Raw genomic sequence first — 12,266 nt, 5'->3', positions numbered from 1 at the left:
TCAATACTCCGCCCGCATGCGGCCCCGCTCCAGAACATGCGCCGGATCGAAGCTCTCCTTCACCCGACGCGTCAGCGCGGCGAGCGGCGCGGGCTGGGGATGGAAGACGTCGACCTTGGCGCGCGTCTCGTCGGCGGCGCGGATCAGCGTCGCATGGCCGCCATAGCTGTCGACGGCGGCGCGCACGGCGGCGGCATGCGCGTCCGGCGCCGGCTCGAGGCAGAGCCAGACGAGCCCGCCGCACCAATCGTAGAAATAAGCAAGGATCGGCGCGCCGCCCCGGCGCAGCGCCTCCACCGCCTTGCCCCCGTCGGTCGGCGCCAGCGACAGACGCCAGACCTGGCCCGAGTGGCCCGCGATTGGCGTGGCGTCGCGCAACGAGGCCCAGAGCGCCGCCGAATCTTCCTGCGTAAGCGTCTCGAACTCAGCGCCGCTGTCGGCAAGCTCGGTGATGAGCGCGTCGCGCCGCGTCGCCACCGAAACCTCCGGTCCTTCCAGTCGCAGCGCCGCGACATTGCCATCGTAACCAAGCGGTTCGGCGCCGGCCGGCAGCATGGCGAAAGCCGACGCCTCGTGCGGCGTCCCAGAAGCGCGGCGCAGTCGCGCGAGGCTTTGCGCCTCATCGAGGCCGATGACGAGCAGCGTCTGCTCCGTCTCCGCCTTGGGCAAGACTTTCAGCGTCACTTCCGTGAGCAGCGCAAGGGTTCCATATGAGCCGCAAATGAGCTTCGAGAGATCGTAGCCCGTGACGTTCTTCATGACGCGGCCGCCGGATTTCACCTTCTCGCCGCGCCCGGTGACGCATTGGAAACCGAGAAGATGGTCGCGCGCCCCGCCGGCCTTGATGCGGCGTGGCCCTGAAGCGTTGACGGCGATCACGCCGCCGATCGTGGCGCTGCGCGTCGCGCCGCCGAAGAGCGGCGCATAGTCCATCGGCTCGAAGGCGAACTGCTGGCGATGCGCGTCGAGCAACGCCTCGATCTCGCGCAGCGGCGTGCCGGCGCCGGCCGAGAGCACCAGCTCCTCGGGCTCATAGAGGGTCACGCCGGCGAGGGCGCGCGTCGACAATTCGCGCGACGCCGGCGCGTGTCGGCCAAGACGCTTTTTCGATCCCGCGCCGACGATGGCGAGCGGCTGATTGCGCGCAGCGGCGCCGCGCAGCGCCTCGATGGCGTCGGCGGCGTCACGAACGTCCATCGAGTCGAACGTCGCGTCCATCCTTTAAAACCTCGGCAGGTCGGGGAATGGCGCCTTGCCGCCCGAGACATGCATCATGCCGAATTCGGCGCAGCGATGCAGGATCGGAAACACCTTGCCGGGGTTCAAGCGGTTCATCGGATCGAAGGCGCATTTCACCCGCATCTGCTGCTCGAGATCAGTTTCAGTAAACATCTCGCCCATCAGATCGCGCTTTTCGACGCCGACGCCATGCTCGCCGGTAAGCACGCCGCCGACGGCGACGCACAGGCGCAGAATGTCGAAGCCGACTTTTTCGGCGCGTTCGACGTCGCCTTCGATGGCGGCGTCGTAAAGGATCAGCGGATGCAGATTGCCGTCGCCGGCGTGAAAGACATTGGCGACCTGAAGGCCCTGCGCCTTTGCGATCTCGTCCATGCCCGCGAGCACCTCGGGCAGGCGCGCGCGCGGAATCGTGCCGTCCATGCACAGATAATCGGGCTTGATGCAGGAGACCGCGGGGAAGGCGTTCTTGCGGCCGGCCCAGAATTGCAGGCGTTCCGCCTCGCTGGTCGAAATCTTCGTCGTGGTCGCGCCCTCGTCGCGCGCGATCCCCTCGACGACGCGAACGAGATGATCGACTTCCGCCTGCGTGCCGTCCAGCTCGACGATGACCAGCGCCTCGGCGTCGAGCGGGTAGCCGCAGGGCTGGAAGCGCTCGACCGCGTGAATGGTCGCCTTGTCCATCATCTCCATGCCGCCAGGTATGACGCCGCCCGCAATGACCGCCCCGACGAAGCGCGCGCCGGCGGCCACGCTCGGAAAACCGACGAGAAGACAGCGCGCGACCGCGGGCTTTTGCAGAATGCGGACGGTGACTTCGGTCACCACGCCCAGCAGGCCCTCGGAGCCGGTCATGAGGCCCAGCAGGTCGTAAGCCTCGCTGTCGAGATGCTTGCCGCCGAGCCGCAGGATCTCGCCGCCCATCAGCACGACTTCGAGGCCCAGAATATTATTGGTCGTCAGCCCGTATTTGAGACAATGCACGCCACCGGCGTTTTCGGCGACATTGCCGCCGATGGAACAGGCGATCTGCGAGGAGGGATCGGGCGCGTAATAGAAGCCCCTGCCCTCTACGGCCCGCGTGATCGCCAGATTTTGGACGCCGGGCTGCACGCGCGCGCAGCGGTTTTCATAGTCGATCTCGAGAACGCGGTTGAACTTCGACATGCCAAGGAGAATGCCGTCCTCGAGCGGCATGGAGCCGCCCGAAAGTGACGTTCCGGCGCCGCGCGGCACGATCTTGACGTTCATTTCCGCCGCCAGCGCCATGATCGCGCTCACCTGAGCCACGGTCTCCGGCAGCGCCACGACGAGCGGCAGCGCCCGATACATGGTGAAGCCGTCGCATTCATAGGCGCGGCGCGCCGTCTCGTCGACGATGAGACTGGGCTCCGGGAGAATGGCGCGCAGCCGCTGGATCAATAGCTCGCGGCGGGCCAGAATCTCGGGCTCCGGCGCGGGCATGATGAGCGTCATGGCGAGCGCCTCCTTGCGCCGTTGTTGAAGGCGGCGCGCCATTGCGCCCGTCGCCTCGTCATGGGATTTCCCTAAGGATTTTGCCCGGCTTTGGGAAGTCCCAAGCCCGGCGGAACGGCCTGTGACGACAAAAGAGGAGCGCCCATGAAAATGAAATTCGCCCTGACCCTCGCCGACGCCAAGCGCGTCGCGGCCGCCGCCGCGGAAGAAGCCCGCCGCAACGATTGGGCCGTGGTGATCGCCATCGTCGACGACGCCGGCCTGCTCGTCTACCTCGAGCGTCTCGACGACGTGCAGCCGGCCTCCTGCGACATCGCACAAGCGAAGGCCCGGGCCGCGGCGCTGTTTCGCCGCCCGACCAAGGCCCTCGAGGAAACTGTGGCCGGCGGCCGCGTGGCGCTCCTCAGCCTGCCGCACATCACCCCGGTCGAAGGCGGGCTGCCGCTCATGCATGAAGGGCAGGTCGTCGGGGCCATCGGCGTCTCCGGCGTGCAATCCTTCGAGGACGGCGCCGTCGCCAAGGCTGGGGCGGAGGCGCTCGGGGCGGAGGGTTGAGAACCCCTAAACCTCCCCGCCCCCGAGCGCGCGCCGGGCTCGGCCCACAGCCTCGGGCGGCAGGGCTTTTTCCGCGACGAAGTCCATCAGCAGGGTTTCGTCGCCGGCGAGATGATCGAGGACGGCGAGCTGGAAGCCGCGATCGCCGAGAAGCCCGGCGACATCGCCCGCATCGAGCCCGGTGAGGGCGAGGAAGCGGGCAACCCGATCCTCGTCCCCGGCGAGATAAGCCAAAGCCAGCAGCGCCAATTCGGCGGCCGCCGGGCCTTCGCCCTCGGGGTTGCGGCGACCGGGTGACATGAAACCGGCTTTCATTAAGATTCCCGTGCTAATTTACGGATTCAACGGCCTTCTGCGAAGCCTATCCGAGGCGCGGCCGATCGAGAGTCGCCCCATGAAGAAAACCGTCCTCATCGTAGAGGATAACGAACTCAATATGAAGCTCTTCAACGATCTGTTGGAGGCGAACGGCTATGCGACGCTGCGCACCAAGAGCGGCGTCGAGGCGGTGGCGCTCGCCCGCGAGCACCGGCCGGACCTCATCCTCATGGACATTCAGCTTCCCGAGGTCAGCGGTCTCGAAGTGACCCGATGGCTGAAAGACGACGAAGAGTTGCGCGACATCCCGATCATCGCCGTCACCGCCTTCGCCATGAAGGGCGACGAAGAGAAGATCCGTCAGGGCGGCTGCGAAGCCTATCTGTCCAAGCCCATCTCTGTCGCGAAGTTCTTGGAGACCGTGAATTCCTTCCTCGCGGAAAAGGCCTAGGAAGCGCAGATGACCGCCCGCGTCCTCATCGTCGATGATCTCCTGCCCAACGTCAAACTGCTCGAAGTCCGCCTGACGGCTGAATATTTTGACGTCGTCTCCGCCACCAACGGCCCACAGGCCCTTGAGCTCTGCCGCAGCGGCGCCTGCGATATCGTGCTGCTCGACGTCATGATGCCGGGCATGGACGGTTTCGAGGTCTGCACGCGGCTCAAGGCCGACCCCGCCACAATGCATCTCCCCGTCGTGATGGTGACGGCGCTGGATCAGCCGGCCGACCGCGTCCGCGGCCTGCAATGCGGCGCCGACGACTTCCTCACCAAGCCGGTGGATGAACTCGCGCTGATCGCCCGCGTTCGATCGCTGACGCGCCTGAAGATCATGCTCGACGAACTGCGGGCCCGCGCCAGCACCTCGGCCAATCTCGGTCTCGCCTCGCGCGAGCCCAACGACGGCGCGCGCAGCCGCATCCTGCTCGTCGAAGACCGCGCAAGCTCGGCCGACCGAATCACCGCCACGCTGCGCGACTATCATGACGTGGACATCGAGGCGCAGCCCCAGGAGGCGCTGTTCCGGGCGGCGGAAAACACTTACGAACTCGTCGTCGTCAGCCTGAATCTCGCCGATTTCGACTCACTGCGCCTATGCAGCCAGTTGCGCTCGCTCGAACGCACCCGAGCGATCCCGATCCTGCTGCTCGCCGAGGCCGAAGACCGGCCGCGCATCCTGCGCGGGCTCGACCTTGGCGTCAACGACTACATCGTGCGGCCCATCGACCGCAACGAACTGCTGGCCCGCGTGCGCACGCAGCTGCGCCGCAAGCGCTACGCCGATTCGCTGCGCGAGAACGTCCAGGCGGCGATTGAGCTCGCGGTGGTCGACGCGTTGACCGGGCTCAACAACAGGCGCTTCCTGGAGACGCATCTCGCCCAGGCTCTCGACAAGGCCGCGCACAAGGGTCGGCCGCTGTCGCTGATGATTCTCGACATCGACCATTTCAAGTCGGTGAACGACACCCATGGCCACGACGCCGGCGACGAGGTGCTCAAGGTCTTCGCCCGGCGTATCAAGCGCGTCCTGCGCGGCGCCGACCTGGTCTGCCGGCTGGGCGGCGAGGAATTCGTGGTCGTCATGCCCGATACGCCGCTGGCCATGGCCGAACGGGTGGCCGAGCGCGTGCGCGCGGCCGTTGAAAGCGAGCCCTTCCCCATCGACCCCAAGGGCAGCCGGACGATTGCAATCACGACCTCGATCGGCCTCGCCGAGCGCGGCGCCGACGCCAACGCCGACGCCCTTCTGCGCCGCTCGGACAAGGCGCTCTACGCCTCGAAAACCGCCGGCAGAAACCGCGTGACGGCGGTCGCAGCGTGACGCCCGCGCGGGCGGATGCATAAAATTTCCAGGCGGGCTTGCAGGGCGCGCCCGGCTGAACTATACAGCGCCCGTCGACGCCGCGCGTCGGCCGAAGCCTCCCCCCAAGAGGCCCGTAACAAAGCTGGGGCCATAGCTCAGTTGGGAGAGCGCTTCAATGGCATTGAAGAGGTCGTCGGTTCGATTCCGTCTGGCTCCACCAATCAAACAATAAATTAGCTGTGCGCTCGCCACATCGTGGCGTTCGGTGAAGCTGCGCTGTTCGCTCTCACGCATCGAGGGCCGCCACTTCGCTGTTGGCGAATTCGAGCAAAATAGGCTCACTCGCACGCCACCGGCCCGATCGCGCGGCCATTCTCCGGCGCGTAAGTGAAACTCGCCCGGCACTCCTTAGCGTCGAGCGAAACGACGACCTCATTTTCCGCCTGCGGCTCCGGCACATAGAGACGCCCGTCATAGCCGACGACGGCGGCGTCGCCTGCGCCGCTGAGGACGGCGCGCGAGCCGGGCGGGAGGAAGGCGCCGCTGGCGTCTTTCATGATCACCGTGACGCCGGCCTGACGCCGCTTGCCGACGAAATCCACCGCCACGCCGGCATTGCGCGCGGGCCGCACGAGGCGTTCTGTCTGCGCGATCGAACGATCGAGCGGCAGGGTCTCGACGTTGAGCGACAGACGATTCATTTCATAAGCGCGTAAGTTGGGCGCGACGATAGTTCCAAACATGTTCGTGCGCCCGATTGGGCGATTTTCCGCAAGAAGCTCCACGCCCGGCGCGCCGGCGTTGACCATGGCGAAAGAGTCGCTGATCGGATTGCCAAGACCAACGCCCGCGCCCCGGATCGCCGCCACCGACCCTTCCGCAGCTGCGTAGCCGCCCAAGTTTCGGCCTATTTGCGAGGCCCCGAGGTCGATGCGGCCGTATTCGTGCCGATAGCCGACGGACGCTTCGCGATAGGCGGCCTGGCCGGTCAAGCCAGTGTTGCGCACCCGCCAACCCCATGAACCGGGCTCCTGCCCGACCATGCGCCCCACGTCCGCCGTCACCGACGACGCCGTGTTTTGTGGCGAGAAGGACGTCGACATCACGGTTTCGCCGCCGAGCGGGATGGACAGGCCGGCGAAAACGCCGCGCTGGTCGGCGTTGGCGAAATCATAGGTGGCCGCGAGATAGGCGGTTACGTCGTCGAAGAAGGTGCGGGTGAGGCCGAGCGTGAGCATGCGCGAATTGTTCACTCCTCCGCTCCGCGTCACATTGGCGAAGGTAAGATTGACGGCGGTTTTCTCATCAAAGGGCGCGGGGAAGCTGAAGGAGACGCGATCGAGCGCCCGCGACGGACGCAAGCCGTCGTAATAAGTCCGGTAGAAAGCGGCGGCGGCGCCTGGGATCCACGGAGAACTGTAGAGTGCGGACGCAAGCGGCTGATTGTAGGCGTTGGTGGTCGGCGCGGTCACGGTGGCGAGATCGTTGAACAACCCAAAGGCGCGCTGCGACGACGCCGACACCGACACGCCGAAGAGACGCGTCTCCAGGCTCGCATAGATGAGGCCGCCGACCTCGCCGCGCCAATAGCTTCCGCCCCCCGCCAACGTCGCCACGGCGCGATCGAGAATGCGGAAGCTCGCGCCCGCGCTCGCATTGGCGAAGCGAGAAGAAGAAGTCTCGCCATGGGCCTGGAGAGTCAGCCAGTCCGTCAGCCCGCCGCGCATCGAGCCGGAGGCGACCGCGACGTGCGCATATTGGTTCGACTGGATCGCGTAATACTGGCGCGGCAGGCCGGCCTCGAACGACCAGTCGAAAGCCCCCTGCTTCAATATTTTGCTGCTGACCATGAACGGCGTTGAGGTCTCGATCACCCGGCCCGTCGCGTCGCGCGTCAGAACGCGCGTCGTGCCGTCGCCCGCGACCGGAATGGCGTCGATGCGATAAGGCCCCTCGTCGACGGGCTGCGAAATTGTCAGATTGTTGTTGACGTAGACGTCGACGGTGGATGGCACCGCCGCCGAGCCCGAGACCGAGGGAAGCGCCGCCGTGACGAGGTCGGGGCGCAAGCCGAAGTTGCGCTGGATCTGCACGCCGGCGAGACGGATCGACCGCGACCAGGCCGGCCCCGGGGCGATCGTGTCGCCGACCACGTAGTTCATCAGGCGGCTGTCGTCGGCGTAAGTGTAATTGGTGTCGAGGCGCACCTGAGTGAAACGGTTGGCGACCGTGGAGCCGACGATCGCGCCGGATTTCACCACGCCGTAATCCGAGAAAACGCGCGCGTCGAAGTTCGCCGACGCGCCCTGATAGTCGAAACCGCCACGGGGATCGCGCATCACCGAGCTGCGCAGGTGATAATTGAGGAGACCGCCGAAGGAGGACTCGAGCGGCGCCTCCTGTGTTTTGTCGCTCCCCGGCGTCGCCTTGTAGACGCGCTCGGCCATCGCCTGGGGCGCGAGCGTCAGGCGGATTTGTTGCTTCGCGACGTCATATTCGTAAGAGAGGCCGGGGATGGCGTCGAGCGCGACCTCCTCTTCCTCCGAGCCGCCTTCCTTGGGCGTCCGCACGCCGATCTCCGAGAGTTCGGACGACGGCGACGCGAGGCGGCCATCCGCGCGCTCGCTGAATTTGGCGATAAGATTGCGGGGATGGCCATTGACGAAAACCTCGAGTTGCAGCGACCGCGTGGCGTCGCGCGCCTCTTGAGCGGCGAGGGCGTGAGGGACGAGCGCCGCAAGCCCCCCGATCAAGCGCAGGATCGCAACGACGCGGATGCACGCGTCAGCGTTCCGCCGTCGCCTCGCCATCGATCGGTCCCTGGTCGCTCACAGCGCTCAAGGCGACCGTGTCGCCGGCAAGCCCCTTCGCGGGCTGCGACGTCCATTGGGCCTCCGAGTGCGCAAGCGCGTAGCCGATCAGGCCATTGCCAAACGAAACCACGGCGCCGGAGCGGTCTTTCAGCTTGAGACCAGAAATGCGCACGTGGCGCCCGCCGTCGTTGCGCAGCGTCACGACGATGCGGCCATTGGCTTTACGAAAGCGCCAAGTGAGCTTGGGCGGCTCTGCGTCGGGGGCGTAGAAAAAGACGGGGATTGAATAGCGCAATTGGAGATTGACGGATTTCGACCCCGCGGCGGCGGCGGACGGCAGTTCGTCGACGATCAGACGGTAGCTCTCCTCCTCGACGACGGGAGACTGGTCGGCGCGCACGATCCGCACCGTGTAGCTCTGATTTCCGGAAAGTTCGGCCAGCGGCGGACTGGCGACGACGGCTTCGGTCGGCTGGTAATCGTCCTCGCCTTCGACCTGGCGCCAGCGGACTACGCGCAATTGCGCCGTCAACGGGCGGTCGCCGCCGTTTTTCAACGTGACAGTGGTCGTCGCGCCCGGCGGCGGAATTTCGAGCGTCACCGGCGCCACCTGAAGGTTGGCGGCAAGGACCGGAGCCGCGGCGAAAGCAAGGAAAAGACTCGAGAGAGCGCCAGTGGCGTAGTTCATGTGTCGTCCCGAAAGGCCAGAATGGCGGCGATCCAGCGGCCGGGAAGCGCGAGCGCCCGCGCCCACGCTCCCGATGCGCGCGTCAATAGGTGAGCGTGATGGTGACGGTGTCGGTATAGGTGCCCGCGGCCGGCGTGGTCTGAGCGAACACGCGCCCGTAGACCGTCAAGGTTTGAGCGGCGCCGCTGCCCGTGCCGGTCAGCGTGTCCGTGCCAATCGTATTGCCCCACACCTGGGTGCGGGCTGGGTCGCGATACATCGTGTAATCGATGGTCGGCGCGCCGGCGCCCGTGCCATTCCTCATTTTGCGGATGGCGACAGTCCCGCCGCCGCTTCCCACATCGAGACCGACGTTATACGGCGTGCCGGACGTGCACTGGACGTTGAACACCTGCGCCGCGTCAACGTTGCTGCTCAAATTGCCCGACACGGGGAAGGCCAAGGAGGGGTTGGGCGTCGTGATGGCGCATGTCGACTGGATCGTCATGGACACGCTCAATGTGGCGGTGCTGGTCGCCGCCCCGGCGACGTCGACGCTCCCGGCCACGAGCCCGGCCGCGAGAACCAAACGAAAAAAGCTCTTCATCTTCAACTCCTGTGTCGACGCCCTCATAGCGTCGGTCAGGAATAGTCAAGTTCAAGTATTAAAATGTTGTTAACCAAGAAATAAGTTGTGTCGCCCAGTTTATACAACTCGGCTTGCGCAGAGCTTGACATCCGCTCCGAGATCAACGTGGCCGACGTCGTCCTGGGACGCCGCGCGGCTCAATAGGTCAAGGTGACGATGATCGTATCCGTGTAGAGGCCGGGCGCGCCCATCGCCTGCGCAGGCGCCAGACCATAGACGGTCAACGTCTGCGCCCCGCCGGCGCCGACGCCCGACAGTTTGAAGCCGGCGGCGTCGCCCCACGGCAGCGCATGGGCGGGGTCGCGATAGAGATTGTATCCGATCGTTCTGCCTTCCGGTCCGGTCATCTTTCGCGCGGTCGCCGTCGCGCCGGCGCCCATGCCGGCCGAGAGGCCGACCTCATAGGGCGTATCCTTCGTGCAGACGACGGCGAGCCTCGACGTGGCTTGCGCCGACGCAGCGGGAGACGCGGCGCTGGCAAAGACCATGCTGCTCGCGCTGATCGTGCAGGAGGCCTGCAGCGTCACGGCGACCGTAAGCAGCGGCGCATCGCTGGACCGCAGACCACTCAGGCATGCATTGGAGACGCCGTCATAACCGCTGTCGGCGACGATCGCCGCTCCGGAGATATCGTCCGTGTAGGTCCCCGCCGGCAGGCCGGCGGTTGCGGAAAGGATTTTCGCATAGACCGTTCCCTGCACGCTGGCGCCGCTGTTCGTGTCGTAGGGCGTCGACAGAAACACCGTTTCGGACTCCCCGAGCCAGGGGACGGTCATCTGCGGATCATGATAGAGACCATAGGCGATCGAGTTTCCGGCGCCGTCATTCATCGCCCTGTTGAACTCGTCGCCGCCGGCCGCGCTTTTTCCGAACCTGGCGCACACCCCGATCTGAGCGGTCTGCAGTCCGGGCAGGCAGGATTCGCTGAACCGACCGGTCGTCGTGGCGCCCTGCAGATTTGAAACCCCCAGCCTCCCAAACGAAAGCGTTATCGGTCGTGGAGAGAAGGAGCAGGAGGCGCCGGCGCGCGCCAGGTCGGGAAACGAAGCGGCCAGCGCGAGAAGCGCGGCAAGCAAAGAAACCGGGCCTCGCCGACTGTCGCGACCACTGTCGCCTCGGCGGAGGGCCGAGCCTTTTCGCCGGCGCCTAAATGACAAATGTGCTCCTCGGCCGCCCCTCGTCACCGCTGCGAAGGCGCAACGGCACAGCCTAAGCTAAAGCTTAGACCGTGCAAGCGACAAATTTTCGGCGGGAAGCGCGGCCGCCGGAGCTCTGCTTTTGACTGGCTCCAATCGCTCGGCAGGAACGCTCTCAGCCCGCAAGCGGAGCGATCAGAACCGCCCAGCAAACGCCCATCATCGCGACGGCCATCACGGTCGCCACAGTCGCTTCATCGTCGAAGTTTTTCATCGCTCCCTCCCCGTTACTGGTGAAAAGATACCGGCGAGAGGCCGAAAGCGATGTGTGTGAACGCACGGGTCGTCGCGGGCTTGAGCGCGAGCGAGGACTTAAGGCGGCCCTGTCGCGCAGGGCGAAATTGGCCGCGCGTCAGGAATCCAGGCTTCGAGCAACCTTTTTCAGTCGCTCCAGAATGCTGGGCGGTTCGGGTCGCTTTTGGCTGCCGCGCCGCCTGCGATGCTTCTTTTCGACGTCCTGGTCCGGCGTGGCGGAAGATAACGATTGCACGCTCGCTGACGCAGACGAGGCCGCGCTCCTGGAGAGACTCTGCCGATGCCGCCGCGCCCATTTTTCCAAAATCTCCGGGGGAACTCGCTGTGGCGTCGAAGCTTGCGGCGCAGCCTCCGGTTCGTCCCGAGCTTCCTCCGGCTCGGAAGCGACTGTGGTTTGCGGGCTGCGAAATCTCCAAAGGAGGAGAAAGGCCGCCACGCCGAACGGAGCGCCGATGTAGGCCTGTGGACCGTAGCCGAACATCTCGGCGAAGACGTCGATTGCAAAAATCACCGACAAAAACAGACCGATGTAAAACAGCATGCTTTGCTCAGGGGGCTCGTGGGGACTCAAGTTTATAGAACAAAAGACCGGCCCCGTCGCGAAAATCAGCGCTGCGTGAAGCCTTCATCAGGCTCAGCCATAGAAGAAGAAAGGGCTGGCGCGCTCAAGATCTCGTCTATGTCCATCTCAGCCCGACGGGAATGCTTTCGATACGGCGATTAGCAGATTGCCAAACGCAGGGAATCACAGCAAACCCGTGTTTGCTTTCCTGTCGTCGAAAGGATTACCCATGAAGCGCGTTCTGATCGCCGCCGTCGTACTCGGCGCCGTTGCTTACGCTGTATACGCCGGCTGGCTCCGGAAACCTGAATCCGTGGACAGCGCGGGCAACGCGCCGACCTCTTCCGAAGCGCCCGCCACAACCCCGGCGTCCACCGCCGTCCCAGAAGCGACGCCGGCCGCCGAAGCCGCTCCGCCGGCCGCTTCCGCGCCGGAGCCTGCGCCCGCCGCGGCGCCCGCCGCCAGTCCCGCGCCTGAAAAGGCCGCTGACACGACGGCCCCCGCGTCCGCTGCGCCGAAGCCTGCCCCGGCGCATCACGCGCCCCATGCAAAGAAGCCTGCAAAGCAGCACTGACGACCGCAAGCGCCCCGCTCAATCGCGGGGCGCTTCGCTTCTGCGAGGCAAAGGCATAAGCCAGCGCGCTCGGAACGACCGGCGCCCGAGCGAGCGTTCGGGTTTCGAGAGGGTCCAAGCGCCGGCGAGAGCTCGACGGCGAGACAGGCTCGAGAGGA

12 protein-coding genes and 1 tRNA gene are annotated in these 12,266 nt (G+C 65.8%); 5 read left to right on the top strand and 8 right to left on the bottom strand.

Going from position 1 to position 12,266, the window contains the following annotated elements; genetic code table 11:
- Window positions 1–1,218: a glycolate oxidase subunit GlcE gene (glcE, locus tag ACETII_RS15085; RefSeq protein ID WP_472786035.1), complete on the bottom strand. Its 1,218-nt coding sequence runs from the start codon at window positions 1,216–1,218 to the stop codon at window positions 1–3.
- 3 nt (window positions 1,219–1,221) lie between these two features.
- Window positions 1,222–2,715, bottom strand: coding sequence for an FAD-linked oxidase C-terminal domain-containing protein (locus ACETII_RS15080; RefSeq protein WP_472788176.1), 1,494 nt, complete (start codon window positions 2,713–2,715; stop codon window positions 1,222–1,224).
- Window positions 2,716–2,859: 144 nt separating this feature from the next.
- On the opposite strand from ACETII_RS15080, the gene ACETII_RS15075 reads away from it, so the two are divergent.
- On the top strand, window positions 2,860–3,270 hold the full coding sequence (locus ACETII_RS15075; protein ID WP_363347273.1) for a GlcG/HbpS family heme-binding protein: 411 nt from the start codon (window positions 2,860–2,862) through the stop codon (window positions 3,268–3,270).
- Window positions 3,271–3,276: 6 nt separating this feature from the next.
- On the opposite strand, the gene ACETII_RS15070 is transcribed toward ACETII_RS15075, so the two are convergent.
- The gene (locus tag ACETII_RS15070) at window positions 3,277–3,570 is read right to left on the bottom strand and encodes a DUF3572 family protein (protein WP_472786034.1); all 294 of its coding nucleotides are present in this window, start codon (window positions 3,568–3,570) and stop codon (window positions 3,277–3,279) included.
- 94 nt (window positions 3,571–3,664) lie between these two features.
- Here ACETII_RS15070 and ACETII_RS15065 point away from each other — a divergent pair, with 94 nt between their 5' ends.
- The 3 genes from ACETII_RS15065 (at window position 3,665) to ACETII_RS15055 (ending at window position 5,612) form a co-directional block, all read left to right on the top strand.
- Window positions 3,665–4,039 carry a response regulator gene (locus tag ACETII_RS15065; protein WP_363347269.1) on the top strand — a complete coding sequence of 125 codons (375 nt, stop codon included), beginning with the start codon at window positions 3,665–3,667 and terminating at the stop codon, window positions 4,037–4,039.
- A gap of 9 nt (window positions 4,040–4,048) precedes the next feature.
- Window positions 4,049–5,410 carry a PleD family two-component system response regulator gene (locus ACETII_RS15060; RefSeq protein ID WP_363347267.1) on the top strand — a complete coding sequence of 454 codons (1,362 nt, stop codon included), beginning with the start codon at window positions 4,049–4,051 and terminating at the stop codon, window positions 5,408–5,410.
- Window positions 5,411–5,536: 126 nt separating this feature from the next.
- Window positions 5,537–5,612: transfer RNA gene (locus ACETII_RS15055), tRNA-Ala, on the top strand.
- A gap of 118 nt (window positions 5,613–5,730) precedes the next feature.
- On the opposite strand, the gene ACETII_RS15050 is transcribed toward ACETII_RS15055, so the two are convergent.
- From ACETII_RS15050 to ACETII_RS15030, 5 genes are all read right to left on the bottom strand, one after another.
- Window positions 5,731–8,202, bottom strand: coding sequence for a fimbria/pilus outer membrane usher protein (locus tag ACETII_RS15050; RefSeq protein ID WP_472786033.1), 2,472 nt, complete (start codon window positions 8,200–8,202; stop codon window positions 5,731–5,733).
- A complete protein-coding gene (locus ACETII_RS15045) occupies window positions 8,177–8,893 on the bottom strand; it encodes a fimbrial biogenesis chaperone (RefSeq protein ID WP_472786032.1) in 717 nt (238 codons plus the stop codon). Before ACETII_RS15045 ends, ACETII_RS15050 begins: the two co-directional genes overlap by 26 nt.
- An 82-nt stretch (window positions 8,894–8,975) precedes the next feature.
- A complete protein-coding gene (locus ACETII_RS15040) occupies window positions 8,976–9,479 on the bottom strand; it encodes a Csu type fimbrial protein (RefSeq protein WP_472786031.1) in 504 nt (167 codons plus the stop codon).
- A 179-nt stretch (window positions 9,480–9,658) separates the two neighbouring features.
- The gene (locus tag ACETII_RS15035; protein WP_472786030.1) at window positions 9,659–10,597 is read right to left on the bottom strand and encodes a Csu type fimbrial protein; all 939 of its coding nucleotides are present in this window, start codon (window positions 10,595–10,597) and stop codon (window positions 9,659–9,661) included.
- Window positions 10,598–11,069: 472 nt separating this feature from the next.
- The gene (locus ACETII_RS15030; RefSeq protein ID WP_363347240.1) at window positions 11,070–11,513 is read right to left on the bottom strand and encodes a hypothetical protein; all 444 of its coding nucleotides are present in this window, start codon (window positions 11,511–11,513) and stop codon (window positions 11,070–11,072) included.
- A gap of 250 nt (window positions 11,514–11,763) precedes the next feature.
- Here ACETII_RS15030 and ACETII_RS15025 point away from each other — a divergent pair, with 250 nt between their 5' ends.
- Window positions 11,764–12,108, top strand: a complete 345-nt coding sequence (locus ACETII_RS15025; RefSeq protein WP_472786029.1) for a hypothetical protein — start codon at window positions 11,764–11,766, stop codon at window positions 12,106–12,108.
- The last annotated feature ends 158 nt before the right edge of the window (window positions 12,109–12,266 follow it).

It is taken from the genome of Methylocystis sp. NC52PC, from assembly GCF_055698645.1.
This window is presented reverse-complemented; position numbering and strand designations above follow the sequence as displayed.